The organism is Acidovorax sp. NO-1 (assembly GCF_000238595.1).
Lineage (GTDB): Bacteria > Pseudomonadota > Gammaproteobacteria > Burkholderiales > Burkholderiaceae_C > Acidovorax.
Map to the genome: position 1 here is coordinate 17,227 of NZ_AGTS01000099.1, position 26,691 is coordinate 43,917.

Sequence of the window (26,691 nt, forward strand, 5' to 3'; positions counted from 1 at the left end):
TTTCTAGGGTTCTGGGGACAAACCGCAGATTTTACGGGCCTGCCACCGCTCCCTTTGCTCAGCAGTCACGCGCCCTCATTCGAAGCGCAGATTGGCAGCCACCCGCTGCCCCACGCGCAGCACCTGGCCAGCCCCCTGGCGCACGATGGCATTCATTCCAAAGGTGATGGCGCCGTCAAGCCGCTTGTCCTTGCGGTAGCTGCGCAGCGTGTCACCCACCTCAGGGCTGGTCTCGGCAGTTGCCGGGTCGATGTTGGGAATGGGGCAGCGCCCGCAGGGCTTTACGGGTTGCAGGTGGACCTCTTGCTCCGGGCTGTCGACCCGCAGCAGATCCATGCGGTCTTCGTCGTGCGCGTCCAGCCCCGCCAGCACCACGTTGGGCCGAAACCGCTCAATGCCCACCGCAGCGTGGCCGCCCGCCTCCAGGCGCGCATTGAGCTGCGCCATCGAGGCCTCGCTGGCAATCAGCACCGGGAAGCCATCAGAAAACTGGTTGGGCGCCTCGATGCCCCCGGTCCATTGCATGCTCGACAGGCGTCGGTGTTCGGGGTCAAAACGCACCATCCGGCAGGGCTGCCCCAGAAAGTCGGTGAACCACTGCGCAGCGACAGCCCCCATGTCCCATGCGGGCACGGTGTCGCGCCACACGGTCACCGTGGCGGGCGCCTCGACGGCATCGATGGCCACATGCAACGCCAACATGCCGGGTGCGCGAAGCACCATTTCGTCGCGCTTGAGCTGGGGCCGCACCAGTGCCATGCGCGGCAGCGAGCGCTGGGTCAGGAACTTGCCTTCGGCATCCACCACCATCCAGGCGCGGTCCAGGTCGAGCCCGGTTTCAGTGAGCAGAGCTTCCTGCACCTCAATGCCCGCACACGATTTGACCGGATACACAAACAGGCGCGCGATGGTGCCAAACACGTCGGAATCAGGATGAAAGCTCACGCGATAAGGCTCCTCAAAGAAAGACCGGTAATTGGCGAGGCCGATTTTGCACTGCGCTGACGGTCCCAAGCCCCCTCCTACAATGCCGCCATGGCCCAAACCTTTGACATCTGTATCCGCGGCGCCGGTATCGTAGGAACGACTCTGGCACTGCTGATGGCCCGCGAACGCCTGAAAGTAGCCCTGTTGCCGGCCCCTGGCCCCAAGCCCGCTGCATCGGCCGATGTGCGTGCCTACGCACTGAACGCAGCGTCAAGGCAACTGCTCGAATCGCTTCGCAGTTGGCCCGACGCGGCACATGCCACCCCCGTGAAATCCATGCAGGTTCAGGGCGACCAGGGAGGCGCTGTCCGGTTTGATGCGGCCGCCCAGGGGGTAGAGGCGCTGGCCTGGATCGTCGATGTGCCAGCCCTGGAGGCACGGCTCAGGGAAGCCGTGCGTTACCAGCCACAGGTGGAAATGGTGGATGCCCCCGTTTCGGCAGCGCTGACCGTGGTGTGCGAGGGCCGCACGAGCAGCACCCGCGATGAATTTGGCGTGAATTTTCAGGTCACCCCGTATGGGCAGCACGCCATCGCCACCCGCCTGCACTGCGAACACCCCCACGGGCAGACGGCGCGGCAGTGGTTCTCACCCGAGGGGATCCTGGCCTTTTTGCCGCTTGGCGACGCCGGCGGGAACTCTGTGGCGGTGGTGTGGTCCGTTCCGCAGGAGCAGGTCGCGCCGCTTGTGGCCTTGTCCCCCGAAGAATTTGCGCAAAAGCTCCAATTGGCCAGCCAGGATACGCTGGGGACACTTGAACTGACGGCGCCGCGCGCAGCCTGGCCGCTGCAGATTGCATTGGCCGACCGTTGGTGCGGCCCCCTGGCGGAAAACGGCAGAAACACGCGCAGCTGGGTGTTGGCGGGGGACGCTGCACACAACGTGCATCCGCTGGCGGGTCAGGGACTCAATCTGGGGCTGGCCGATGCCCAGGCCCTGGCGGCCGCCCTGCATGGCCGCGACTATTGGCGCAGGGTGTCGGATCTGCGACTGCTGCGACGCTATGAACGCGAACGCAAGGCGGCCCTGGCTCCGATGGGCTGGGCAACCGATGGTCTGCAGCAGCTTTTCTCGCGCCCCGAGGCGCCACTGCAGGCATTGCGCAATTGGGGGATGAAGGGCTTTGAATGGAGCGGCCCTCTGAAAAACTTCGTGGCCCGCCAGGCCATGGGAATACATTGACCACACCGTCGGCCGACTTGGCAAGGCCGCAAGATTGCTTGAACGAGAACACCATGAAACTGATTCCGGGCCTCATCGCTGCTGCCGCGCTTGCGACCAGTCTTGCCACCTTTGCGCAAGAGGCTGACATCCGCAAGGCGCTTGCCGAACGCATCCCGCAGATGGACAAGATCGATGAGGTGCGCCCGACGCCCATGAAGGGTCTCTACGAGGTGCGAATCGGCACTGATCTCTTCTACACGGATGCCAAGGGCAACTATGTGATCCAGGGCGAGCTGATCGACACCAAGATGCGCCGGAACCTGACGGAAGATCGCATCGCCAAACTGACCGCTGTCGAGTTCTCCGAGCTGCCGTTGAAAGACGCCTTCACCATTGTGCGCGGTGATGGAAAGCGCAAGGTGGCCGTGTTTGAGGACCCCAACTGCGGCTACTGCAAGCGCTTTGAGCGCGACATGCAGAACGTTGACAACGTGACGGTGTACCTGTTCCTCTACCCCATCCTCAGCCCCGACTCTGCGGAAAAATCCCGCAATATCTGGTGCGCCAAGGACCAGGTGGCGGCTTGGCAGGATCTCATGGTGCGCGACAAACCGGTGCCAGCCGCCAGCTGCGACACCAGCGCCCTCCAGCGCAATCTGGCGTTCGGGCGCAAACACAAGATCACCGGTACCCCCACGCTGATTTTTGCCAATGGCACACGGGTACCTGGCGCCATTGGCGCCCGGGAAGTCGAAAAACGCCTGGCGGAAGCCAGCGGCGAAACCGCATCCAACTGATCTAACCCCCCGGCTTGCCCACAGCCCGGCCCGGTGCCGCGCCACCTGCCGGCCCCGCAAGCCGCCTCTGCTGCAGCCGTCCATGCCCTCACCCCGCAAAGAAGCACTCGCCGACATCCACTATCGCGTTGAACCGTCGGACCTGCACGCCCACATCTTTCGCGTCACATTGACCATCGCCCGCCCGGCCGCGCAGCAGGAAGTGGCGTTGCCTGTCTGGATTCCGGGGAGCTATCTGGTGCGGGAGTTTTCCAAGAACCTGCAAGGTCTGGAGGCCCGGCAGGGGAAGCAGCCCGTCAAGCTTACGCAGTGTGACAAGCACCGGTGGCAAGCCGACTGCGACACGCGCAAACCGCTGGTGTTGTCCTATGCGGTCTGCGCCTACGACACGTCGGTACGCACGTCCTGGCTTGACGCGTCACGCGGCTTTTTCAACGGCACCAGTCTGTGCCTGCGCGTTGAAGGACAGGAAAAACGCAAGCACACGCTCGACATTGCCAGCACTACCGCCACCGCCGGTTGGTCTGTCGCTACAGGGCTCTCGCCCCTCAAGACCGACAAGAAGGGTTTTGGTCTGTACGCTGCAGCGACCTACGACGAGCTGGTGGACTGCCCGGTGGAGATGGGCTCGTTCTGGATCGGCAGGTTTACAGCCTGCGGTGTACCCCACCGCTTCGTGGTGGCCGGAGCCGCGCCTTCTTTCGATGGCAAGCGATTACTGGAAGACACCCGCAAGATTTGCGAAACCGCGATCCGCTTCTGGCACGGTGATGGCGACAAGCCACCCTTCAAGAACTACCTGTTCATGCTCAATGCAGTGGGCGACGGGTACGGCGGGCTGGAGCACCGCAACTCCACGGCACTCATCTGCGGCCGGCGTGACCTGCCGCGCAGCGGGGAGGCCCGCCCGCAGGAGGGCTATACAACCCTTTTGGGGCTGATCAGCCACGAGTATTTCCACACCTGGAACGTCAAGCGGCTGCGGCCGTCGGAGTTCGCAGAATATGACTACACGCGCGAGAACTACACCGCGATGCTGTGGTTCTTCGAGGGGTTCACCAGTTATTACGACGATCTGCTGCTGCGGCGCGCGGGGCTGATTGACGATGCGGCTTATCTGAAACTCATCACGAAGACCGTGAACCAGGTGCTGCAAACCCCAGGCAGAGCCGTACAGACGGTGGCGCAAGCCAGTTTCGACGCCTGGGTGAAGTACTACCGCCAGGACGAAAACACCCCCAACGCCACAGTCAGCTACTACACGAAGGGCTCGCTCGTGGCACTGTGTCTGGACTTGGCGCTCCGCCGGGAGGGGCGCACCACGCTCGACGATGTGATGCGCGCACTCTGGCAGCGCAGCGCGGGTGGTCCGATGAGCGAAGCAGACCTGCGCACAGTGCTCAAGGATCTTGCGGGCCGCGCGTTGGATGAGGAACTAGACCACTGGGTGCACAGTACGGCAGAGCTCCCGCTTGCGGAGCTGCTCGCAGCCCAAGGCGTCGCGCTGAAGGACGAAAAACCGCAACTGGCCCAGCAGCTGGGTCTGCGCGTGGCGGAGAACCATAGCGTGCACATCAAGACCGTCTTGCGGGGCAGTCCCGCCGAGCGGGCTGGCATGAACGCTGGCGACGAATGGCTGGGCGTGGAGGTGCAAGGGCAAGGTTGGCGGATCACCAAGCTCGACGATGTTTCCTTCTATACCGGCAGCCACACCAGCCTTGAGGCGCTGGTGGCTCGCGACGGCCGACTGCTGCGACTGCCGGTGCAGCTCCCTGGCTTGCCGCCAGACACAACCTCCACCAAAGGCCGTCGCCACACGGGCACATCCCTTGCGGCTGCAGACACCGTCAGCCTGGGAATTTCGGATGCCGCTGCGCTCAAGCGCTGGCTCGGCTGACACGTGCGAAGCCCGACAGGGTTGGGTATATTCCCCGGGCAGTCATCACCAACCAAACCCCCCAGGAGATTTCATGGCTTACGAAACCATCGAGGTCCGCGTTGAAGCGGACAAGGTCGGCATCATCACGCTGAACCGGCCCAAGCAGCTGAACGCGCTCAACGATCAACTCATGAATGAACTGGGCACTGCCCTGCAGGCCTTCGACGCCGACGAAAAAATCGGCTGCATGATCATCACAGGTAGCGAAAAGGCCTTTGCAGCGGGTGCGGACATTGGCGCCATGGCCAAGTACAGCTTTGCCGATACCTACAAGGGCGACTACATCACCCGCAACTGGGAGGCGATCCGTTCCATCCGCAAACCCGTTATCGCCGCTGTGAGTGGTTTTGCACTGGGCGGAGGCTGCGAGTTGGCCATGATGTGCGACTTCATCATTGCGGCTGACAACGCGAGGTTCGGCCAGCCCGAGATCAAACTCGGCGTGATCCCCGGCGCGGGCGGCACGCAGCGCCTGCCGCGCGCCGTGGGCAAGTCCAAAGCCATGGACATGGCCTTGACAGCCCGCATGATGGATGCGGTCGAAGCGGAGCGTTCCGGACTGGTCAGCCGCGTGGTGCCACACGAGAAACTGATGGACGAGGCGCTGGGCGCCGCCATCATCATCGCCGGGTTCTCGCAGATTGCCGTGATGGCTGCCAAGGAATCGGTCAATCGCGCCTTCGAGGGCAGCCTGTCAGACGGTGTGATGTTTGAGCGCCGCCTCTTTCACGCCCTGTTCTCCACCCAGGACCAGAAGGAAGGCATGGACGCGTTCATGAACAAGCGCGCAGCGAACTTCACACACCAATAATTTTTGTTCTATAATATGGGGCTTCGGTCGTATAGCTCAGTTGGTTAGAGCGCAGCATTCATAATGCTGATGTCGGTGGTTCAAGTCCACCTACGACCACCAAATCCAAACCCACAGTGTGGCAACACACTGTGGGTTTTTCTTTGGAGCCATGCGCTCCTGGGGCCCATGTGTTTCAACATGCCCAGGCAGATGCCTGCCCGTTTGAGGGATTTGCGCGCCCCAAATTTCGGGTACGCCCTAGAATTCCTTTCTTCAGCCCCTGGATGTAAACCATGAACCGCTGCCCCACCGCCCTTCCTCTCAAGCCGCGCCTCGCCCACTATGTTGTGGCCGCAGGCATCGCCTGCGCTTTCATCGCAACGGCTTTGCCCCTTGCGGCCCAGGTACAGCCTGGGCTGGGAGGCACGCGCACATTCCCCGATGCAGCCCTGCGCGGGACGCTGACTCTCAACACGATCTCCGAAGCCACACTCAATGGCCGCACGATCCGCGTGGCGCCTGGCATGCGCCTGCTGAGTCCTCAGAACACACTGGTCATGATGCACGGGGTGCTTGGGCAGAGCTACAAGGTGAACTACGTCATCGAAAACAGCACCGGCATGCTGCTGACCGCCTGGATACTGACCGAGGGCGAGGCGGCACAGCCCCGCAAAGGCAGTGACGCCGTCGAGCGCAACTACCGCGCCGAATCCGACGCCGTCCGCAACTAGGCAAACCGGGCTCCCCTGCACGCTGCGGACCTTCGCGTGACGATGGCAGCAGCGCACGGCAGGCGCCGCGCCGCCGTTTTTCCCTGTTCGCCCACCGTTTTATTGCCCTTTCCTGCGAGCCTCGCCATGGCCAAAAAAGTCTTCATCAAAACCTTCGGCTGCCAGATGAACGAGTACGACTCGGACAAGATGGCCGACGTGCTCCATGCTGCACAAGGCTACGAGCCGACGCAGAACGTGGACGAGGCCGACCTCATCCTCTTCAACACCTGTTCGGTGCGTGAGAAGGCGCAGGAGAAGGTTTTCAGCGACCTGGGCCGCATCAAGCACCTGAAGGCACGTGGCGTGAAGATTGGCGTGGGCGGCTGTGTGGCCAGCCAGGAAGGCGCCGAGATCATCAAGCGCGCCCCGTATGTGGACGTGGTGTTTGGCCCCCAGACCCTGCACCGCCTGCCCGAGATGCTGAACCAGCGCGAGCGCCTGGACAAACCGCAGGTGGACATCAGCTTCCCTGAGATCGAGAAGTTCGACCACCTGCCGCCCGCCCGAGTGGAGGGCGCCTCGGCCTTTGTGTCCATCATGGAAGGCTGCAGCAAATACTGCAGCTACTGCGTGGTTCCCTACACCCGGGGCGAAGAGGTGAGCCGCCCGTTTGACGACGTGCTGGTGGAAGTGGCAGGGCTGGCCGACCAGGGGGTGAAGGAAATCACCCTGCTGGGCCAGAACGTGAACGCCTACCTGGGCAAGATGGGGGGCACGGCCGAGATTGCCGACTTTGCGCTGCTGCTCGAATACGTGTCCGACATCCCGGGCATTGAGCGCATCCGCTACACCACCAGCCACCCCAATGAGTTCACGCCCCGACTGATCGAGGCCTATGCCAAGCTGCCCAAGCTGGCCAGCCACCTGCACCTGCCCGTGCAGCACGGCAGCGACCGCATTCTGATGGCCATGAAGCGCGGCTACACCGCCATGGAATACAAGAGCACGGTGCGCAAGCTGCGCGCCATCCGCCCCGACCTGGCCATGAGCAGCGACTTCATCGTGGGCTTCCCCGGCGAAACCGAAGACGACTTCAACAAGATGATGAAGTTGATTGACGACATCCACTTTGACAACAGCTTCAGCTTCATCTTCAGCCCCCGCCCCGGCACCCCAGCGGCTGGCCTGCACGACGACACGCCGCACGACGTAAAGCTGCGCCGCCTGCAGCACCTTCAAGGCGTCATCAACGCCAACATCAAGTCCATCAGCGAGAGCCGCGTGGGCACGGTGCAGCGCATTCTGGTGGAAGGCGCTTCCAAGCGCGATACCACCGAGCTGATGGGCCGTACCGAATGCAACCGCGTGGTCAACTTTGTGGGCCAGCCGCGCCTGGTAGGCCAGATGGTGGACGTGACCATCACCGAGGCCAAGGCCTACACGCTGCGCGGTGAAGTGTGCACCCGCGAGGCGGCAGTCGCAGCCTGACGCGCACCCGGCACCCGTGGCAATGACGGCAGACACCCCGCCAAGCGCGGATCTTCGCAAAGCCGACGGCCCTCTGCACGGCCTCTCGTTCCAGCAGCTTTTGCTGCTGGCCTTCCTGCTCATAGCGGGACTGCTGGGGGTCAGCTCGTTGCGGGCGCTGTACACCCTGGAACAGCTCATGGTGCAAAGCCGGCTTGGTGCCGCCGAGGCCACCATGCTCAGCACAGCGGCCCAGGCTTTGAACCAGCGCGGGCAGGCCTTGGAACGCGCGGCACGCCAGTCCCTGGTGCTGCGGGATGCACCGCTGCGGCGCAGCTTCAACGAAATGTCCGTAGAGGCACAAGCCGTTCTCGACCAGTTGCACCAGGGCGGCCTTCCCGAAGAACAGGCCAGCCAGTGGCGTGCGCATCTCGACGCCGTGAAGGTACTGCTGGATGCACCGCCGGAACGGGCCCTGGAAAACGAGCAACGGGTAGCGGAAGAATTTGTCATGCTCGAAGCGCTGCATGCTGCCATCGTGCAATCGGTCCAGGACATCAATGCGCAACGCAACCGCGCACTGCAGCACCGGGTGGAAGCGAGCCGCCGCAACGTGACGCACCAGGTGGTAGGGGTGATCGTCCTGGCGCTCGTCCTGGCCCTGGCGCTGGGCATCTGGCTTGCGCGTCCATTCAAGCGGCTGGAAGGCACGATTCGGCGGTTGGGCGAGAACCAGCTTGAAGCGCCCGTGGTGATCTCCGGCCCCGACGACGTACGCCGCGTGGGGCAGCAGCTGGAATGGCTGCGCCTGAGGCTGCTGGAACTGGATTCCGACAAGGCCCGCTTCCTGCGTCATGTCTCGCACGAACTCAAGACGCCGCTGGCCGCGATGCGCGAGGGCGTGGCGCTGCTGCAGGACGGTGTGACCGGCGAGCTCACTGCCGGCCAGCGCGAAGTCACACAGATCCTCCACCACAACACGCTGGTTTTGCAAGGTGAGATTGAAGCCTTGCTGCGCTTTAACGCTGCAGCCTTTGAGGCACGCCAGCTGCAGCGGCGCGACACCGACCTGCTCGCACTGCTGGAAGCCCAGGTGGAAGCCCAGCGGCTGCAATGGCAGGCGCGGGGCCTGCGGGTGCTGGTGGAAGGATCCGCCATCTTGCTGCCCGTGGATGCCGACAAAATCGCCTCGGCAGTCAGCAACCTGCTGTCCAACGCCATTCGTTTCTCGCCCAAAGGGGGAACGGTGCGGCTATCCCTCTCCCGCCATGCAGACTGCGTGCGCGTGGACGTTTCGGACCAGGGCCCCGGCGTGGCCGAGGCCGACCGCGACCGCGTGTTCGAACCGTTTTACCGTGGCATCCGCCAGCCAGACGACGCAGTGCGCGGCACTGGCATCGGGCTTTCGATCGTCCAAGAGTACATCGTCGCCCACGGTGGCAATGTAAGGCTCGTTCAGGATGGTGTTCACTCTTTCTTTCGCATGGAACTACCGCATGCCGCTTAGTTGTCTTCCTGTCTGCTTCACAGGCACAGGCCCGTCGGGCTTCTCAGCACGGCTGTTGTTGCTCACTGCATCCCTGGCGCTGGCCGGCTGCAAGGCTGCTGCACCCCAGGCGCTGGCAGCGCCTGTGCCGCCCATGACCACGACCGCGGTAAAGCCGGAGCCCGTAGAGGCCCCGCAGCTTCCGGAGGGCGCACAAGTGGAATCGGCCTCCAGAGAGCCCGCTGGTACGGTGCCGCCAGGTGACGTGCTGGCACAGACAGACCGCATTGTGCGGATGGCACCCGCCGATCTGACCAAAGAGATTGCCCGACTGGGCGAGGCGGAAGACGCCTTGACGGAAAACCCGCTTCTTCTGGCTGTCGCCTTGGCCCAGACGCGCCAGCCCGTCGATACGGCCCGTGCCCTGGGCCTGACGCAGCGCGTATTGGGCAACTCCACTGCGGCTGCGCAGGCGCTGCACCCGCTGGCGCGTCTCCTGGAGTCACGGCTTCTGCAACAACGCAGGCTGGAAGAGCAACTGGAGCGCCAAACCCAGCAATTGCGCGACGCTCAGCGCCGCAACGACCAGCTCAACGAGCGGCTGGAGGCCGTGCGTGCCATCGAACGCAGCCTGACCACGCGACCTGCTCCGCTTCCTGCAGCGCCCGCCCCGCCTGCGGGCAGCAGCCCCCAGCGAACCACGCCCTGACCTTGCCGCAAGGTGTTAAAGGAAACCGCCATGGCAGCCGCCCCCATTCCATCCCGCACAGCGCCGCGTTCCCGCATCCTTGTCGTGGACGACGACCCTGACATGCTGCGGCTCTTGTCGCTGCGCCTGCAGGCCGCGGGGTACGACGTAGTGGCCGTGGGCTCGGCAGAGGCGGCTCTGGCCCAGCTGGACATGGCGCGCCCGCAGCTCGTGCTGAGCGATGTCCGCCTGCCGGGGCGCGACGGCCTTGCACTGTTCGACGAAGTGCGGTCACGACACCCTTCGCTGCCTGTCATCCTGCTCACAGCCCACGGCACCATTCCTGATGCGGTGGAAGCCACTTCGCGGGGCGTTTTCACCTACCTCACCAAGCCATACGACGGCAAGGAACTTCTGGAAAAGATTGCCCAGGCGCTGGCGTTGGGGGCGCCCGCGGTTGAGCAAGCCCATGCCAACGAAGCCTGGCGCGCCGACATCGTGAGCCGGTCCAACCGGATGACCGACTTGCTGGCCGAGGCCTACATGGTGGCGCAGTCGGACGCCAGCGTTCTGCTGCTGGGCGATAGCGGCTCGGGCAAGGAGCTGCTGGCGCAGGCCATCCACCGTGCCAGCCCCCGTGCACGCAGTCCCTTTGTGGCGGTCAACTGCGGCGCCATTCCCGAGGCCCTGCTCGAATCCGAACTGTTCGGCCACGTCAAAGGCGCCTTCACCGATGCGGTGAGCAACCGCATGGGCCTTTTCCAGACCGCGGAAGGCGGCACGGTGCTGCTCGACGAGATTGGCGACATGCCGCCCGCCCTGCAGGTGAAGCTGCTGCGGGTGCTGCAAGAGCGCGCGGTGCGCCCCGTGGGCGCCAGCCAGTCCATTCCCATCAACGTGCGCATCATTTCGGCGACCCACCGCGACCTCGAAGCGGCCATGGCCACGGCCCAGTTCCGCGAAGACCTGTACTACCGGCTAAATGTGGTCACACTGGCACTGCCCACCCTCGCAGACCGGCGCGAAGACATCGCGTTGCTGGCCAACCACTTTCTGGACAAGCTCGCGCGCAAGTACGGCAAGCGCTTGTCTGGCTTTGCGCCCGAGGCGCTCAAGGCCCTCACCCTGGCCGCATGGCCTGGCAACGTGCGCCAGCTTTACAACGTGGTCGAGCAGGTGTGCGCACTGTCCACCACGCCTCTGGTGCCCCTGACGCTGGTGCAGCGCGCGCTGCGCACGCCGTCTACGCAGGTGCTGAGTTTTGCCGAGGCCCGGCAAAGATTTGAACGCGAGTACCTGGTGGGCCTGCTCAAGATGACGGACGGCAACGTGGCCGACGCCGCGCGGCTGGCCCAGCGCAACCGCACCGAGTTCTACCGGCTGCTGCAAAAGCACGCACTGACCGCCGGAAACTTCAAGAACGATGGGCCAGACAGCGATGACGTCGCTGATCAGCGACACGATTAAGTTGTTGATTTGATTAATTTTTTCCCCATCGGCCGGCCTTGACGTCGCCATACGGCGACAAAAACCCGGGGTTTGCCCGCCAATCTGCAACCCGCACAACTGCTTACATGCGGTCAACGTCCTAACTCATTGATTTAAAACAGTTTTTTGAAGCTGGCACAGGGTTTGCCCTAGTCTCAGCATGCAAGCTGTTTTTTCCCAACGTTCGCGCTTCGCAGGCCACCTTCCACAGGCCGCGATGGCGCTGGCCGCCGCCCTGTGGGCAGGCGCCGCACAGGCCCAAAGCTTCGATTTCGACAGCGTCACCCGCATCGCCCGGGAACGGGCGGAGAAGCCCTATCGCGCATCCAGCGACAAGCTCCCCGCCGACCTCGCCAAACTCAACTACGACCAGGTGCGCGACATCCGCTGGCGCCCCGACCGTGCCCTGTGGCGCGCCGAAAAGCTGCCGTTCGAGGCCATGTTCTTCCACCTGGGCCTGTACCAGAAGGAGCCTGTGCTGATCAACGAGGTGACACCGCAGGGCGCGCGCCACATCGGCTACAGCCGCGCGGACTTCGACTACGGCAAGAACCAGGTGCGGCCGGAGGCCTGGGGCGACCTGGGCTTTGCGGGCTTTCGCCTGCACAACCACCTCAACTCCAGCGCCTACAAGGATGAGCTGGTGGTCTTCCAGGGCGCAAGCTACTTCCGCGCACTGGGCAAGGGCCAGCAGTACGGCCTGTCGGCGCGCGGGCTGGCCATCGACACCGTGGGTGGCAGTGGTGAAGAGTTCCCTCGCTTCACAGAGTTCTGGCTGGTGCGGCCCGATGCGTTGTCCACGCAGGTCACGGTGTATGCGCTCCTGGATTCGCCCCGCGCCACCGGCGCCTACCGTTTCGACATCCAGCCGGGCCCGCAGACCACCACCACCGTGCGCAGCCGCATTTTTGTGCGGGCAGGCAAGAGCGACAAGCCCATCGCCACGCTGGGCATCGCACCGTTGACCAGCATGTTCTTCTTCGGCGAGAACCAGCCGCGCAAGGACGATTTCCGGCCAGAGGTGCACGACTCCGACGGTCTGATGATTGCCACGGGCGAGGGCGAATGGCTCTGGCGCCCCCTGCAGAACCCCAAGCAGACGCTGGTCACATCGTTTGCCACCAAAAACCCCAAGGGCTTTGGCCTGATGCAGCGCGATCGGCAATGGTCGAACTATGAGGACGTCGAAGCCCGCTATGAGCGCCGCCCGAGCGCCTGGGTGCGCCCCCTGCACGACTGGGGCGCCGGGCGGGTGGAACTGGTGCAGCTCCCCACACCGGATGAGACGCACGACAACATCGTGGCGTACTGGGTGCCCGCCCAGCTACCCGCCTCTGGCCAGGCCCTGGAATTTGCCTACGAGCTGAGCTGGCAGGGCGATGAACAGCAGCGCCCGCCTGGTGCCTGGGCCACGCAATCGCGCCAGGGCATGGGCTACACCCAGCAGACCGCCGAGGCCCTGCGCCAGCAAGTGCAGTACGTCGTTGATTTCGATGGGCCCGCGCTCAAGGCCTTGCCCCCCGATGCGCCCGTGAAAGCCGTGGTCACAAGCGATGCCAACGGCAAGGTACTGGAAAGCATCGTCTACCGCAATCCGGTCACTGAGCAGTGGCGCATGACCCTTCGCATCCAGCGCCAGAAGGCCGATCGACCGATCGAGCTGCGCGCCTTTCTTCAACACGACAACAACGCTGTGAGTGAAACATGGACGCACATCATTCTTCCCGAGTAAGCCCCCAGATGCACCCACACCCACACCCACATCCATCCCAGCGCAGCACTGTGCGGGGAGAGCGGCATCCCAATTCCGTCACCGCCCCTCCGGTCCACCGGGGTTCGATGGTGCCTGTTCCATGGCGGGGCTTCTGGAACAGCCTGGGAACGGCGCTGCTGCTCAAGCTCACAGGCCGTGCCAAGGCGCACCGTCAGGCGTCGGCCACTGCCCACTCTTCGCAGGCATGGGAGAGCGCTGCTCAGCGCCGTCGCTGGACCTTCGCGGTGCTGACTGCACTGACGACGGCGCTCGCAAGCCTCCTGTTTGCCGGGGTTCAGCCGGAATACGACAACGCCTGGCTGGGCTACGGCCAGATTGCGCTGTTTGCCCTGCTGTCCGCATGGGTTGTCACCGGCTTTCTCACCGGGCTGATGGGCTTTTGGGTCATGCTGCGCGGCGACCGGCATGCGCTGTCTGTGCGCAGCGTGGTGGAACACCAGCTGCCTCCCGATGCGCGCACGGCCATCATCATGCCGATCTGCAACGAGGACGTGGCCACCGTGTTCGCGGGGCTTCGGGCAACCTGCGAGTCGGTCGCTTCCACCGGCCATGGGGCCACCTTCGACGTGTTCGTGCTGTCCGACAGCTACGACCCCGCCATCGCCCAGGCCGAACGCGCTGCGTGGGAAGAACTGCGCACCGCCCTGGCCCAGCACAGCCAGCAGCCGCAGGTACAGGTGTACTACCGCCTGCGCACTCGCCGCACGCACCGCAAGGCCGGCAATGTGGCCGATTTCTGCCGCCGCTGGGGCAAGGACTACCGCTACATGGTGGTGCTGGACGCCGACAGCGTGATGAGCGGTGACTGCATCGTTTCCATGGCCAAGCTGATGGAAGCCAACCCCACGGCGGGCATCATCCAGACGGCAACCCAGGCCATCGGCCACGTCACGCTGCACGCCCGCGCGCAGCAGTTCGCCTCGCGCGTTACGGGTCGGCTGTTCACGCTGGGCATGCAGTACTGGCAGCTGGGTGAATCCCACTACTGGGGCCACAACGCGATCATTCGCGTGGCACCCTTCATGGAACACTGCGCCCTCGCGCCCATCAAGGGCAAGGGCGGCTTGGCGGGCGGCATCATGTCGCACGATTTCGTCGAAGCGGCTTTGATGCGCCGCGCGGGCTTCCACGTCTGGCTGGTGTCGGACCTCATCGGCAGCTATGAACAGCAACCCCCTGACCTGCTGGCCGAGCTGCAGCGCGACCGCCGCTGGTGCCAGGGCAACCTGCAAAACGCACGCCTGATGGCCGAGCCCGGCATCCACCCCGTACACCGCTCCATGTTCGTCACGGGCGCCATGGCTTACCTCTCGGCACCGCTGTGGCTGGCCTTCCTGACGCTGGGCACAGCGCTGTGGCTGTCGGGTGCCAAGTTGGTGGCCAACTGGCACATCCTGCCTGCCGAACTGCTGGCGCTGTGGGCCTTCACGCTGACCCTGCTTTTCCTGCCACGTGTCCTGGGCGTGGCCGCAGTCTTCATGCGCCGGGAGCACCACGAGTACGGGGGTGCCTGGAGCCTGCTCAAGAGTGCTGCCCTGGAGAGCGTGCTGGCCATTTTGCAAGCCCCCATCCGGATGCTGGCCCATTCGCTGTTCGTTCTGATCGCGCTGACAGGCCTGAAACTGGAATGGAGATCCCCCCCGCGCGAAGCCCATGCCGTGCCGTGGCGCCACGCCGCGCGCCAGCTGGCCCCGATGAGTCTGGTGATTGGCCTGCTGGCAGTAGGCGTGTCGCTCATCGACAGCAGCGCCCTTCTGTGGCTCATGCCCGTGGGCCTGCCATTGGCGCTGGCGATACCACTGGCTGTGTTGACCAGCCAGATTGCATTGGGAAAGGCGATGCGTGCCCAGCAGCTGCTGCTGATTCCCGAGGAATCCTGGTCGCCCCCGGTACTGCGGCGGGCGTGGCTGCACGCCAGCCGTCTGGCCGCGCCCGCACTGAAGGTTGCCTAGGCGTTCTGACTGCACCTGCAAAAAAGCGACGTCAAGTCGGCTTTTTTTGCTTCTATTTTTATAGCTACTGGCGCTTTACCAGTAAGCGCCAGAGGCCAAAATGACCTGAATTTCAGAAGGGCATCTTGGGCATTCCGCCACCCATGCCCTTCATGCCGCCCATCTTCTTCATCATCTTCATCAGGCCGCCGCCCTTCATCTTTTTCATCATGCCCTGCATCTGCTCGAACTCCTTGAGCAGGCGGTTGACCTCTTGCACATGCACGCCAGCCCCGTTGGCGATGCGCTTCTTGCGGGTGGCCTTGATGAGTTCGGGCTTGCGACGCTCCAGCGGCGTCATGCTCTGGATGATGCCCTCCTTGCGCTTGATGTCTTTCTCGGCCTTGTCCATGTCCATGGCACCGGCCTTGGCGGTGAGCTGCGACGGCAGCTTGTCCATCAGGCTGGAAAGCCCGCCCATCTGCTTCATCTGCTGGATCTGCGAAAGGAAGTCATTCAGATCGAACCCGTCGCCACTCTTGACCTTGGCCGCCAGCTTCTGTGCGGCCTCCATGTCCACCCCGGCCGTGACCTGCTCCACCAGAGCCACGATGTCGCCCATGCCCAGGATGCGGCCTGCATGGCGCTCGGCGTCGAACACTTCCAGGCCGTCGAGCTTTTCAGACACCCCCGCAAACTTGATGGGCGCACCCGTGATCTGCCGCACCGACAGCGCGGCGCCGCCGCGCGAATCACCATCGAGCTTGGTGAGCACGATGCCGGTGAGCGGCAACGCTTCCTTGAAGGCCTTGGCGGTGTTGATCGCGTCCTGGCCCTGCATGGCATCGACCACGAACAGGGTTTCGACCGGGTTCAGCGCGGCGTGCAGGTCCTTGATTTCCTTCATCAAGGCTTCATCGATGGCCAGGCGGCCCGCCGTGTCGACCAGCAGCACGTCAAAGTAGTGCTTCCTGGCGTAGTCCAGTGCGGCGTGGGCGATGTCGAGCGGCTTCTGGTCGGGCGTGCTGGGGAACCATTCGGCGCCCGCCTGTTTGGTCACCGTCTTGAGCTGCTCGATGGCGGCCGGGCGGTACACGTCGCCCGACACGGTCAGCACCTTTTTCTTGCGCTTTTCGATCAGGTGCTTGGCCAGCTTGGCCGTGGTGGTGGTCTTGCCCGCGCCCTGCAGACCAGCCATCAGGATCACGGCGGGCGGCTGGGCGGCCAGGTTGATGTCGGCCACGCCCTCGCCCATGGTGGCGGCCAGTTCACGATTGACGATGCTGACCAGCGTCTGACCGGGCTTGAGCGAGCCCAGCACTTCCTGGCCCAGCGCCTTCTCTTTGACGCGGGCAATGAAGTCGCGCACCACCGGCAGGGCCACGTCGGCTTCGAGCAGGGCCATGCGCACCTCGCGCAGCATGTCCGTGACGTTGGATTCGGTGATGCGGGCCTGGCCACGCATCTCCTTGACGAGGCGCGTGAGTTTGTCGGTAAGGGCGGAGGCCATAGGGGAGAAGTCCGGTGTTGCCTGCGCGTCAGGGTGCTGGCGGTGGGGCGAAAGGCTAAACTGCGATCCATGATTTTAGCGAGTAGCTCTCCCGCCAGCTGGCTGCTGGCCCTGGCTGCGGCCGTGGCATACGCCGTGCCCGCCGCCGCATCCTCGCGGCTGGGCGCAACAGCGGCCCGCAATGCGCTGCTGGTGGCCTGGCTGCTGCACGCCACAGTGCTGGTGTGGGGCCTGTGGGGCGACACGCCCCGATTCGGGTTTGCGCCCGCCTTGTCGATGACTGCGTGGCTGGTGCTGACGGTGTACGCCGTGGAGCGGCAACTGTTTCCGCAGATGCAGTCGCGCTGGATGCTGGCGGCGCTGGGGGCCATGGCCATCGTGCTGGCGGTGCTCTTCCCGGGCCAGCCGCTGCATGTGACAGCCTCCGCCTGGCTGCCACTGCACCTCGCACTGGGCATTGCCTGCTACGGATTGTTTGCGGCCGCCGTGGTGCATGCCTGGCTGATGACGCGTGCCGAGCAGCGCATCCGCCAGGCCGAAGACCCCCACAGTGGCATTCCCCTGCTCACACTGGAACGCCTGACCTTCCGCTTCGTGACGGCAGGCTTCATCCTTCTGACCGCCACGCTGCTGGCGGGCTGGCTGTTTGGTGACACCCTGTATGGCAGGGCGTGGCGTTGGGACCACAAGGCCGTTTTTTCGCTGCTGGCCTGGTTCACCTTCGCCACCCTGCTCCTGGGACGCGCACGTTTCGGCTGGCGGGGCCGCAATGCGGTACGCGTGCTGTACGCCGGGGCGGCGCTGCTGCTTCTGGCTTACGTGGGGTCACGTTTCGTCATGGAAGTCGTTCTGGGTCGCAGCACATGAAATACCTGGTCTTGCTGGTCGTACTGGTCGTGGCCTTTGGCATCTGGCGCAGCCGCCGCCCCTCGGCACCGTCGCCCGCCCCCCGTCCGCTGGCGCTCCCCCAGGACATGCTGGCATGCGCCCGGTGTGGCATCCACATCCCTCAGGCTGAAGCTTTGATGACGGGCCAGCTGGCCTATTGCTGCGCCGACCATCAGCAGCGGGGTCCCGTCTGAATCACCCCATGCAACCTCTGTCTGCGGACGCCATTGCACCTGCCCTGGAGGCGCCATTCGTGCGCCTTTGGCGCGGGTTCCTGACCGGCCGGGCCATGGTTGCGCTAGCGCTGCTGGTACTGCAGGGCGCAAGCCAGGCTATCAACCAGGCCACCCAGCCTGCCGTTCTGGCTGTCTGCGCCGCCTATCTCGTCGCCACCATCACCTTGCGCGTACTGACAGCCCAACAGCCGCCCTCACCCGGAGCCGGCCCACAATGGCTACCTTCCATCGGGGTCGATCTGGCAGCCATCACGGCCCTTCAGCTTCTGAACGCGGGGGCCATGAACTACACCCCCCTGTTTGGCCTTCCCATTCTCATGGCGGCCGTCCTCGGAACGCTGACCCTGGCGCTGGGGACAACGGCAGCGGTGACGTTGCTGTTGCTGGGGTGGGCATGGTGGGTAGGCTCTGGCACTGCGGGCGACGACGCCCCCCGTTACCTGCAAAGCGCGCTGACCGGCACGGGCTATTTCATCGTGAGCTACCTCGTGCACCAGCTGGCGGTGCGCCTGGCGCGCGAGCAGGAACTGGCACTACAGAGCCAGATCGCGGCCCGGGTGCAAACGCAGGTGAGCGCCCTGGTGATCCAGAACCTGACCGACGGCGTCCTCGTCGTGGACGAAGGCGACGTTGTACGCCTGGCAAACCCGGCAGGGCTGCAGTTGCTGGGCGGCGCCTCGCCTCCCGAGTTGCCGTTCGCATTGGCCTCCCTGCCGCCTTGGAATCCGCTGGTTCTGCTGGCGCGGCGTACCTTCCGGCAGGAGCAGCCCCAAACCGCTGATGTGGACCTGCTGCATCCGGGGCAAAGCCCGACCGGCTTGCATGTGCGGACCTGGCTGACTTCCACGCGCGAGGCCGCGCGCCACGCACACACCGAGCGCCTGTGCGTGATGTTCCTGCACGATCTTCGCGAAATGGAAGCCCGCCTGCGCACCGAAAAGCTGGCCGCCATGGGGCGCATGTCTGCTGCGGTGGCCCACGAAATCCGCAATCCGCTGGCCGCCATCGTGCAAGCCAATGCGCTCCTGGAAGAGGATCTGAAAGACCCTGCCCAAAAACGCCTGGCCCACATGGTCCAGCAAAACGCCGACCGCCTGGCACGCATTGCGGAGGAGGTGCTGGACATCGCCCGCGTGCAGCACCAGATCAGCCACGCGCCAGCGTCCACCCTGCCTCTGGACGAAACGGTATCCCAGATATGGAATGACTGGCAGGCGCAGGATCCGTTGCAGCGCCGTGGCGTGGTCCTGCTGGAAGCTGGCAATACGCAGGTCGAATTCGACAACGAGCATCTGCGTCGGGTGCTGGTCAACCTTCTGGACAACGCGCTGCGGTACGTCGGTCAGGAGCCGGACTCCCTCACCGTCACCACCCGCGCCGCACCGTCAGGCCAGATCAGCCTGCAAGTCTGGAGCGACGGCGCCCCGATGGACAAATCGGTAGAGCGCCATCTGTTCGAGCCATTTTTTTCCTCGGAGAGCCGCTCGAGTGGACTCGGGCTCTATATATGCCGCGAACTCTGCCAGCGCCATGGGGCTTCGATCAGCTACCAGCGTCTCACCCGCACCACACTGCGTGGCGAGGTAGGTGGCAACGCTTTTACCGTGGGGTTCCGGCGCACGACCCGCCCTACCGAATCCGCCACGCTGTTTGACACCATCGTGGTCTGAAACACCTTGCCATGAACGCCCCTGTTGCTTCCATCCTTGTCGTCGACGATGAACCTGATCTTCGGACCCTGTACGAACTGACCCTGCTGCGCGAAGGTTACCGCGTGGAGACCGCCTCCAGTGTGCAGGAGGCCCGGGACCAGCTCAAGGCGCACCGTTTCGATGCCGTCATCACCGACATGCGGCTTCCGGACGGTTTTGGCATGGAATTGCTTCAGGACCTTCGCGAGCAACAGCGCCGCGAGCGGTGTGTGGTCATGACCGCCTACGGCTCTGCCGAGAATGCCGTGGAAGCCTTGCGGTCCGGTGCATTCGACTACATGACCAAGCCGGTGGATCTCAAGCAGTTCCGTTCGGTGGTTGCATCGGCAGTGCAGGGGACCGGCGGTGTGCCCGCCCCCCGGGCTGCCCGTACCGGGGGTGTGCAAGGCCGGCAGGGCAACTTCAGCGCCGACCCCTTGGCGGCGGGCACTGCCCTGGACCGCCTGGTCGGAACTTCCGAGGCCATGCGCAACGTCAAACAGCGGGTGGCCAAGGTGGCGCGCGGCATGGCGCCTGTGCTGATCCACGGGGAATCGGGCACGGGCAAGGAACTGGTGGCACAGGCGTTGCACGCCAGCAGCCAGCGCGCGGACGGGCCTCTGGTGGCCGTGAACTGCGGAGCCATCCCGGAGAACCTTCTGGAGGCGGAGTTCTTTGGCGCTCGCAAAGGTTCGTATACCGGCGCCAGCCAGGACAGGGACGGCTACTTCCAGGCCGCGCGCGGAGGCACACTTTTTCTGGATGAAATCGGTGATCTGCCTTTGGCCATGCAATCCAAGCTGCTGCGCGCCATCCAGGAACGCAGCGTGCGCCCCCTTGGATCGACCCAGGAAGAAACGGTGGACGTGCGCATTGTCAGCGCCACGCATCGCGACTTGGCCGCCGACGTGCAGTCAGGCCGGTTCCGGCAGGATCTGTACTACCGGCTCAATGTGATCGAGATCGTCATTCCCCCATTGCGCGAACGCCGGGAGGACTTGCCGATGCTGTGCACCGCGCTGCTCGCGCGCATCGCCCAGGAATCTGGCATGCCAGTACCCTCTCTCACCGAGCAGGCACTGCAAGCCATCGCGGCGCACCCGCTGACCGGGAATGTCCGCGAACTGGAAAACCTGCTGCACAGAGCCGTCGCCCTCAGCGACGGTGATGAACTGAATGTGGACTGGCCGATGGGGTCATCGGCCCCCTCCAGCCCAAGGGCCTCCCCCGAGCCCACAAGCCCACCAAATGCCGAAGGGCCGCAGCCCTATCCACCGCCCCCGGCCATTGGCAATGTAGGTTGCACTGTACCCCTGCCCAACGATCTTCAGGCATGGCTCGACCAGCTGGAGCGGGACATCCTGATCCGCGCGCTGCGCGAAGCGGGCTTCAACAGGACAGCCACCGCAGCCCGGCTGGGCATCAGTCTGCGCCAGATTCGCTACCGTATCGCCCGACTGAACATTGCCGTCCCGAATGATCAGGATCCGCATGACGAGATCGACTGAAACGGCGGGTGAAGGACTCCCACTTTGGGACGGGGGATGGCACCGCGCGGCCACGAGGCTCGAATCTCCCAACCACGGTGCGCGCCCCAACCTGGCTGGCTCCCCCATCGACCTCATCGTGGTGCATTCGATCAGTCTGCCGCCCGGCGAATATGGCGGAAACGCCGTGCAGCAGCTCTTCACCAACACCCTCGACTGGGACGCCCATCCCTATTTTCAGAGCATCCGGGGCCTGAAGGTGTCGTCGCACTTCTTCATCGAGCGGTCCGGCGCTCTTTGGCAGTTTGTTGATTGCGACCACCGGGCGTGGCATGCGGGTCAATCCGCTTACCGCGGACGCAGCCAATGCAATGACGATTCCATCGGCATCGAACTGGAGGGTCTGGAAGGACACACGTTCGATCCCGCGCAGTACCGGACATTGGCCTCGCTCTGCCTCGATATCGCGCGCCGTTACCCCATAAAACACGTAGCGGGGCATGAGCACATAGCACCGGGCCGCAAGCATGACCCGGGCCCGGGTTTCGACTGGGCGCAGCTGAAGCAATCCCTGAACTGGCCAGCGCGCCGGTTTCCTGCTGCCACCGGTCCTGGCCAGCAAGGCATCCGCTGACTCCACTGGCGAAGCAGCTCGTCAAGCTCTTTTTTTATTGTGCGCCCGCACATACCCGCATCCCCAGACGTCATGCGGGTTGTGGAAGAAAAATCTCCGGAAACGCCTTTCCTTGCGTGAGTTTCGCTCTGCTTTTTTGTGGCGACAAGGGTTTTGCGGGGGCGAGGCCATCGTCTTTTGGCATCGCAAACAGGCGATTTCAAATTTCCGGTGAATTTACGGCGGTACACTACCGGTAGTGTCTTGAATGCCTGCGACACACCATATATAGTGTGCGCCAGACCGCCGCCTGCCGCACCACCCACCTACTGCTGCGGCACCTAGACTCCGCACCGTTCCCCAGACAGCCCACAGAAGAGGATCCCATGCAAGCTGCTTTGAACACGCCTTCCACGCCCCACGCCACGCCCACCGAGGCACCAGCCAACCAGTCCGCGCAAGCAATGGCTGGCAGCTCTCTAGCGCACTATCAGATCATTCGCCGAAATGGCGCGGTCGTGCCATTTGAACCGCAGAAAATCGCCGTCGCAATGATGAAGGCCTTTCTGGCCGTTCATGGAACTCAGGGCGCTGCCTCCGCCAGCGTGCGCGAAGTGGTCGATACGTTGACCAGCAACGTCACACGCGCTCTGATGCGGTCCCGTCCTGGCGGCGGCACCTTCCACATAGAAGATGTGCAGGACCAGGTCGAGCTGGGCCTGATGCGTGGCGGCCACCACGAAATTGCCCGCGCCTATGTGCTGTACCGCGAGCGCCGTACGCAAGAGCGCGCCCGCCAGGCCGAACAGCAAAGCCCTGCGGTGTCCATTCCCCTGCTGCATGTGCTCGATGGCGGCGAGCGCGTCGCACTGGACTCGCACCGCCTGCAGGCATTGATTGAATCAGCCTGCGTGAACCTCGGTGCCGACGTGAAGGCCGACCCCATCGTGGCCGAGACCATGCGCAACCTGTATGACGGTGTGCCCATGGACGAGGTCTACAAGGCCTCGATCCTTGCTGCGCGTACCCTCATCGAGAAGGACCCGGACTACACCTATGCCACCGCCCGCCTGCTGCTGCACACCATCGTGCGCGAAGTGCTGGGCCGCGAGGTGACGCAGGATGGCATGGGCCAGGCGTATATCGAATATTTCCCGCAGTTCATCAAGAAGGGCGTGGACAACGACCTGCTGGATGAGCGCCTGATGCAGTACGACTTGCAACGCCTGGGCGCCGCACTCAAGGCAGACCGCGATCTGAAGTTTGATTACCTCGGTTTGCAGACCCTGTACGACCGCTACTTCCTGCACGTCAAAAAAACCCGCATCGAGCTGCCGCAGGCCTTCTTCATGCGTGTGGCCATGGGCCTGGCGCTCAATGAAACCGATCGCGAAGCCCGCGCCATCGAGTTCTATGAAGTGCTCTCGTCGTTCGACTTCATGTCGTCCACCCCCACGCTGTTCAACAGTGGCACCCTGCGCTCGCAGCTGTCCAGCTGCTACCTGACCACGGTGCCCGACGACCTGGATGGCATCTACGAGTCGATCAAGGAAAACGCCCTGCTGTCCAAGTTTGCTGGCGGCCTGGGCAACGACTGGACTCGCGTGCGCGCCCTGGGCTCCCACATCAAGGGCACGAATGGCGAATCGCAGGGCGTGGTGCCCTTCCTCAAGGTGGTCAACGACACGGCCGTGGCGGTGAACCAGGGCGGCAAGCGCAAGGGCGCCGTCTGCACCTATCTGGAAACCTGGCACCTGGACATCGAAGAGTTCCTGGAACTGCGCAAGAACACCGGCGACGATCGCCGCCGCACGCACGACATGAACACGGCCAACTGGATCCCTGACCTGTTCATGCGCCGCGTGATGGAAAAGGGCACCTGGACGCTGTTCTCCCCTTCTAACGTGCCCGACCTGCACGATCTGTTTGGCGCCGACTTCGAAAAGGCCTATGTGGCCTACGAAGAAAAGGCTGCACGTGGCGAGATCAAGCCCGCCAAGACGATCCAGGCCACGGACCTCTGGCGCAAAATGCTGACCATGCTGTTCGAGACCGGCCACCCCTGGATCACCTTCAAGGATGCCTGCAACGTGCGCTCGCCCCAGCAGCACGCTGGCGTAGTGCATTCTTCCAACCTGTGCACCGAGATCACGCTCAACACCAGCGACACCGAAACCGCCGTCTGCAACCTCGGTTCGGTCAACCTGCTGCAGCACATCAAGGACGGTCAGATCGACCACGACAAGCTCAAGAAAACCATCACGGTCGCCATGCGCATGCTCGACAACGTGATCGACATCAACTACTACGCCGTCAAGAAGGCCCGCGATTCCAACCTGCGCCACCGCCCGGTCGGCCTGGGTGTGATGGCATTCCAGGACAGCCTGTACGAACTGCGCATCCCCTACGCTTCGCAAGAGGCGGTGGAATTCGCCGACAAGTCGATGGAAGCCATCTGCTACTACGCCTACTGGGCGTCCACCGAACTGGCCAAGGAGCGCGGAAAGTACTCCAGCTACAAGGGCTCGCTGTGGGATCGCGGCATCCTGCCTTTCGACACGCTGGACATGCTCGCGCAGGCCCGGGGCGGCTATGTGGAAGTGGACCGCTCTTCCACGCTCGACTGGGATGCGCTGCGCAAGAAGATTGCGCTGGACGGCATGCGCAACTCCAATTGCGTGGCCATTGCGCCCACCGCCACCATCTCCAACATCATCGGCGTCGATGCGTCGATCGAGCCCTCGTTTGGAAACCTGTCGGTCAAGTCCAACCTGTCGGGGGAATTCACCATCATCAACGGTGGTCTGGTGCGTGACCTCAAGCGCCTGGGGCTGTGGGACGACGTCATGATCATGGACCTCAAGCATTTCAAGGGTTCGCTGCACCCCATCGACCGCGTGCCGCAGGACATCAAGGCGCTTTACTCCACGGCCTTCGAGGTCGAACCCCAGTGGCTGGTAGAGGCAGCCTCGCGCCGCCAGAAGTGGATTGACCAGGCACAGAGCCTGAACATCTACATGGCCGGCGCATCGGGCAAGAAACTCGACGACACCTACAAACTTGCCTGGATCCGGGGTCTGAAGACGACTTACTACCTGCGCACGCAAAGCGCTACGCACGTCGAGATGAGCACGGTCAACACGCGCCAGCTCAACGCAGTTTCGTCAGGCAATGATGGTGGCTCCTCTGCTTCTCTGGCTGCCCCCCACGCCAGACCCAGCGCGCTGGAAGCTGCGGCCGCAGCAGCGGCCCAGCAGACATCCGCAGTGCCTGCCACCGACGTCAAGTTCTGCGCTATCGATGATCCTGGCTGCGAGGCCTGCCAATAACGCACGTGCTGCGCGACGCCTTGGGTTATCGCGGGGCGTCGCGCGTGTGCTGTGAAGCAACAAATCGTTGCTGGACAACGCTTGAGTGCTTTTCTTTTCGCAGCACTGCTTTCATAATCCGAACACTGGAAAATCTATGTTGACCTGGGACGAAGAAGTCAAACCCTCATCGCAAAATCAACTGGACGGTGGACTGAACAAGAGCCACCTGGCGGGACAGCCGCCTTTGCCTTTCCAGACCCCGTCGCTGCAGGAAGTGCACGCATCGATGACTGCCTCGTCGGCAACACCAGCAGCACCTGCAGCTGCCACACATCGCAGGGTGAATGCGGCCGACAAGCGCATCATCAACGGCCAGACCGACGTCAACCAGCTGGTGCCTTTCAAGTACAAGTGGGCGTGGGAAAAGTACCTCGCAACCTGCGCCAATCACTGGATGCCCCAAGAAGTGAACATGACGCGCGACATCGCGTTGTGGAAGGATCCCAACGGCCTGACGGACGACGAGCGCCGGATCATCAAGCGCAACCTGGGGTTTTTTGTCACTGCCGATTCTCTGGCCGCCAACAACATCGTGCTGGGCACCTATCGGCACATTACAGCGCCAGAGTGTCGTCAGTTCCTGCTGCGCCAGGCGTTTGAAGAAGCGATTCATACACACGCCTACCAGTACATCGTGGAGTCACTGGGGTTGGACGAGAGCGAAATTTTCAACGCTTACAACGAAGTCCAATCCATCCGCGACAAGGACGAGTTCCTGATCCCCTTCATCGAGGCGATCATGGATCCAAACTTCCACACCGGCACCCCCGAGAACGACCAGACCCTGCTCAAGTCGCTGATCGTTTTCGCCTGCCTGATGGAAGGCCTGTTTTTCTATGTTGGCTTCACGCAGATCCTGGCCCTGGGCCGCCAGAACAAGATGACAGGTGCCGCCGAGCAGTACCAGTACATACTGCGCGACGAGTCCATGCACTGCAACTTCGGCATCGACCTGATCAACCAGCTCAAGCTCGAAAACCCCCATCTTTGGACAGCCGAATTCAAGGCCGAAATCAAGGCGCTGTTCCTCAAGGCGGTGGAGCTGGAGTACCGCTACGCGGAAGACACCATGCCACGTGGCGTGCTGGGCATGAACGCCTCCATGTTCAAAGGCTACCTGCGTTACATCGCCAATCGGCGTGCTACACAGATCGGACTGGAAACGCTGTTCCCCAACGAAGAGAACCCGTTCCCGTGGATGAGCGAAATGATCGATCTGAAGAAGGAACGCAACTTCTTCGAGACCCGGGTTATTGAATACCAGTCCGGTGGTGCGCTGTCCTGGGACTAGCGTCTTTTTCGCATCACACCACCATGGATATCTACACCACGTCCCCTCACAACTGCGCCGCAGGGCGCTGCGAGTGGGGCGTTTCCGTGTTCATGGGGATGGAGTTCCTCTCCATCCCCATGGATCACTTTCTGTCCAATGCAGACAGCGAGTGCTCTTTGTCTATTGACCCAAGGAGAACATGATGGCAACTGCGAAAAAACCAGCCGCTAAAAAAGCAGCACCGGCAAAGAAAGCCGCTCCCGCCAAGAAGGCTGTAGCAGCGAAAAAGGCTGCACCTGCCAAGAAGGCAGCAGCACCGGCAAAGAAAGCCGCTCCCGCCAAGAAGGCTGTAGCAGCGAAGAAGGCCGCACCTGCCAAGAAGGCAGCGGCACCGG

General features: G+C 63.5%; 21 protein-coding genes and 1 tRNA gene. 19 read left to right on the forward strand and 3 right to left on the reverse strand.

Translation table 11 applies throughout. From position 1 onward, the window contains the following. Nucleotides 1–75 precede the first annotated feature (75 nt). Entirely contained in the window at nt 76–945 is an 870-nt protein-coding gene (locus KYG_RS15750) for an MOSC domain-containing protein (RefSeq protein ID WP_008905920.1), read from the reverse strand. 90 nt (nt 946–1,035) lie between these two features. Between KYG_RS15750 and KYG_RS15755 the strand changes: the two genes are divergently transcribed. The 12 genes from KYG_RS15755 to mdoH all read left to right on the forward strand — a co-directional run bounded on the left by KYG_RS15755 (nt 1,036) and on the right by mdoH (nt 15,248). Then, nucleotides 1,036–2,169, forward strand: coding sequence for an FAD-dependent monooxygenase (locus tag KYG_RS15755; protein ID WP_008905921.1), 1,134 nt, complete (start codon nt 1,036–1,038; stop codon nt 2,167–2,169). Between the two features lie 53 nt (nt 2,170–2,222). Then, nucleotides 2,223–2,948, forward strand: coding sequence for a DsbC family protein (locus KYG_RS15760; RefSeq protein ID WP_008905922.1), 726 nt, complete (start codon nt 2,223–2,225; stop codon nt 2,946–2,948). 82 nt (nt 2,949–3,030) lie between these two features. Beyond that, nucleotides 3,031–4,845: a M61 family metallopeptidase gene (locus KYG_RS15765; RefSeq protein ID WP_008905923.1), complete on the forward strand. Its 1,815-nt coding sequence runs from the start codon at nt 3,031–3,033 to the stop codon at nt 4,843–4,845. Between the two features lie 73 nt (nt 4,846–4,918). Continuing rightward, nucleotides 4,919–5,698, forward strand: coding sequence for an enoyl-CoA hydratase (locus tag KYG_RS15770; protein WP_008905924.1), 780 nt, complete (start codon nt 4,919–4,921; stop codon nt 5,696–5,698). 25 nt (nt 5,699–5,723) lie between these two features. After that, nucleotides 5,724–5,800: transfer RNA gene (locus KYG_RS15775), tRNA-Met, on the forward strand. Nucleotides 5,801–5,973: 173 nt separating this feature from the next. Next, on the forward strand, nt 5,974–6,411 hold the full coding sequence (locus KYG_RS15780; protein ID WP_008905925.1) for a hypothetical protein: 438 nt from the start codon (nt 5,974–5,976) through the stop codon (nt 6,409–6,411). 126 nt (nt 6,412–6,537) lie between these two features. Continuing rightward, nucleotides 6,538–7,881, forward strand: coding sequence for a tRNA (N6-isopentenyl adenosine(37)-C2)-methylthiotransferase MiaB (gene miaB / locus KYG_RS15785; RefSeq protein ID WP_008905926.1), 1,344 nt, complete (start codon nt 6,538–6,540; stop codon nt 7,879–7,881). A gap of 22 nt (nt 7,882–7,903) precedes the next feature. Continuing rightward, nucleotides 7,904–9,367, forward strand: coding sequence for an ATP-binding protein (locus tag KYG_RS15790; RefSeq protein ID WP_008905927.1), 1,464 nt, complete (start codon nt 7,904–7,906; stop codon nt 9,365–9,367). A 58-nt stretch (nt 9,368–9,425) separates the two neighbouring features. Beyond that, entirely contained in the window at nt 9,426–10,055 is a 630-nt protein-coding gene (locus KYG_RS15795) for a hypothetical protein (protein ID WP_237707278.1), read from the forward strand. Nucleotides 10,056–10,085: 30 nt separating this feature from the next. Next, nucleotides 10,086–11,501 (forward strand): sigma 54-interacting transcriptional regulator, encoded by a 1,416-nt coding sequence (locus KYG_RS15800; RefSeq protein ID WP_008905929.1) that lies wholly within the window; start codon nt 10,086–10,088, stop codon nt 11,499–11,501. Nucleotides 11,502–11,739: 238 nt separating this feature from the next. Further along, nucleotides 11,740–13,254 (forward strand): glucan biosynthesis protein G, encoded by a 1,515-nt coding sequence (locus KYG_RS15805; RefSeq protein ID WP_008905930.1) that lies wholly within the window; start codon nt 11,740–11,742, stop codon nt 13,252–13,254. An 8-nt stretch (nt 13,255–13,262) separates the two neighbouring features. After that, nucleotides 13,263–15,248, forward strand: a complete 1,986-nt coding sequence (gene mdoH / locus KYG_RS15810) for a glucans biosynthesis glucosyltransferase MdoH (protein WP_034694955.1) — start codon at nt 13,263–13,265, stop codon at nt 15,246–15,248. A 112-nt stretch (nt 15,249–15,360) separates the two neighbouring features. Here the strand turns inward: mdoH and ffh are convergent, their stop codons facing one another. Continuing rightward, complete coding sequence (ffh, locus tag KYG_RS15815) at nt 15,361–16,737, reverse strand: signal recognition particle protein (protein WP_008905932.1); 1,377 nt, start codon at nt 16,735–16,737, stop codon at nt 15,361–15,363. A 69-nt stretch (nt 16,738–16,806) separates the two neighbouring features. Between ffh and KYG_RS15820 the strand changes: the two genes are divergently transcribed. The 7 genes from KYG_RS15820 to KYG_RS15850 all read left to right on the forward strand — a co-directional run bounded on the left by KYG_RS15820 (nt 16,807) and on the right by KYG_RS15850 (nt 26,314). Then, nucleotides 16,807–17,604 (forward strand): inner membrane protein YpjD, encoded by a 798-nt coding sequence (locus KYG_RS15820; protein WP_008905933.1) that lies wholly within the window; start codon nt 16,807–16,809, stop codon nt 17,602–17,604. Continuing rightward, a complete protein-coding gene (locus KYG_RS15825) occupies nt 17,601–17,819 on the forward strand; it encodes a PP0621 family protein (protein ID WP_008905934.1) in 219 nt (72 codons plus the stop codon). Before KYG_RS15820 ends, KYG_RS15825 begins: the two co-directional genes overlap by 4 nt. 8 nt (nt 17,820–17,827) lie before the next feature. Then, complete coding sequence (locus KYG_RS15830) at nt 17,828–19,531, forward strand: nitrogen regulation protein NR(II) (protein WP_008905935.1); 1,704 nt, start codon at nt 17,828–17,830, stop codon at nt 19,529–19,531. Nucleotides 19,532–19,542: 11 nt separating this feature from the next. After that, nucleotides 19,543–21,060: a sigma-54 dependent transcriptional regulator gene (locus KYG_RS15835; RefSeq protein WP_008905936.1), complete on the forward strand. Its 1,518-nt coding sequence runs from the start codon at nt 19,543–19,545 to the stop codon at nt 21,058–21,060. Next, nucleotides 21,044–21,673 carry a 1,6-anhydro-N-acetylmuramyl-L-alanine amidase AmpD gene (gene ampD, locus KYG_RS15840; protein WP_034694958.1) on the forward strand — a complete coding sequence of 210 codons (630 nt, stop codon included), beginning with the start codon at nt 21,044–21,046 and terminating at the stop codon, nt 21,671–21,673. Before KYG_RS15835 ends, ampD begins: the two co-directional genes overlap by 17 nt. A 365-nt stretch (nt 21,674–22,038) precedes the next feature. Continuing rightward, complete coding sequence (locus tag KYG_RS15845) at nt 22,039–24,981, forward strand: ribonucleoside-diphosphate reductase subunit alpha (RefSeq protein ID WP_008905938.1); 2,943 nt, start codon at nt 22,039–22,041, stop codon at nt 24,979–24,981. A 136-nt stretch (nt 24,982–25,117) separates the two neighbouring features. Further along, on the forward strand, nt 25,118–26,314 hold the full coding sequence (locus KYG_RS15850; RefSeq protein WP_008905939.1) for a ribonucleotide-diphosphate reductase subunit beta: 1,197 nt from the start codon (nt 25,118–25,120) through the stop codon (nt 26,312–26,314). Nucleotides 26,315–26,476: 162 nt separating this feature from the next. Here the strand turns inward: KYG_RS15850 and KYG_RS24855 are convergent. Then, a partial coding sequence (locus KYG_RS24855; protein ID WP_008905940.1) for a hypothetical protein occupies nt 26,477–26,691 on the reverse strand: 215 nt, incomplete at its 5' end.

Excerpts from the sequence above, each read along its gene's own strand:
- KYG_RS15850 (WP_008905939.1), top strand. The coding sequence starts at position 25,118 with ATGTTGACCTGGGACGAAGAAGTCAAACCCTCATCGCAAAATCAACTG.
- ffh (WP_008905932.1), bottom strand. The coding sequence starts at position 16,737 with ATGGCCTCCGCCCTTACCGACAAACTCACGCGCCTCGTCAAGGAGATG.
- KYG_RS15835 (WP_008905936.1), top strand. The coding sequence starts at position 19,543 with ATGAACGCCCCTGTTGCTTCCATCCTTGTCGTCGACGATGAACCTGAT.
- miaB (WP_008905926.1), top strand. The coding sequence starts at position 6,538 with ATGGCCAAAAAAGTCTTCATCAAAACCTTCGGCTGCCAGATGAACGAG.
- KYG_RS15820 (WP_008905933.1), top strand. The coding sequence starts at position 16,807 with ATGATTTTAGCGAGTAGCTCTCCCGCCAGCTGGCTGCTGGCCCTGGCT.
- mdoH (WP_034694955.1), top strand. The coding sequence starts at position 13,263 with ATGCACCCACACCCACACCCACATCCATCCCAGCGCAGCACTGTGCGG.
- KYG_RS15830 (WP_008905935.1), top strand. The coding sequence starts at position 17,828 with ATGCAACCTCTGTCTGCGGACGCCATTGCACCTGCCCTGGAGGCGCCA.
- KYG_RS15770 (WP_008905924.1), top strand. The coding sequence starts at position 4,919 with ATGGCTTACGAAACCATCGAGGTCCGCGTTGAAGCGGACAAGGTCGGC.
- KYG_RS15805 (WP_008905930.1), top strand. The coding sequence starts at position 11,740 with ATGGCGCTGGCCGCCGCCCTGTGGGCAGGCGCCGCACAGGCCCAAAGC.
- KYG_RS15765 (WP_008905923.1), top strand. The coding sequence starts at position 3,031 with ATGCCCTCACCCCGCAAAGAAGCACTCGCCGACATCCACTATCGCGTT.
- ampD (WP_034694958.1), top strand. The coding sequence starts at position 21,044 with ATGACGAGATCGACTGAAACGGCGGGTGAAGGACTCCCACTTTGGGAC.
- KYG_RS15780 (WP_008905925.1), top strand. The coding sequence starts at position 5,974 with ATGAACCGCTGCCCCACCGCCCTTCCTCTCAAGCCGCGCCTCGCCCAC.
- KYG_RS15755 (WP_008905921.1), top strand. The coding sequence starts at position 1,036 with ATGGCCCAAACCTTTGACATCTGTATCCGCGGCGCCGGTATCGTAGGA.
- KYG_RS15845 (WP_008905938.1), top strand. The coding sequence starts at position 22,039 with ATGCAAGCTGCTTTGAACACGCCTTCCACGCCCCACGCCACGCCCACC.
- KYG_RS15825 (WP_008905934.1), top strand. The coding sequence starts at position 17,601 with ATGAAATACCTGGTCTTGCTGGTCGTACTGGTCGTGGCCTTTGGCATC.
- KYG_RS15790 (WP_008905927.1), top strand. The coding sequence starts at position 7,904 with ATGACGGCAGACACCCCGCCAAGCGCGGATCTTCGCAAAGCCGACGGC.
- KYG_RS15760 (WP_008905922.1), top strand. The coding sequence starts at position 2,223 with ATGAAACTGATTCCGGGCCTCATCGCTGCTGCCGCGCTTGCGACCAGT.
- KYG_RS15800 (WP_008905929.1), top strand. The coding sequence starts at position 10,086 with ATGGCAGCCGCCCCCATTCCATCCCGCACAGCGCCGCGTTCCCGCATC.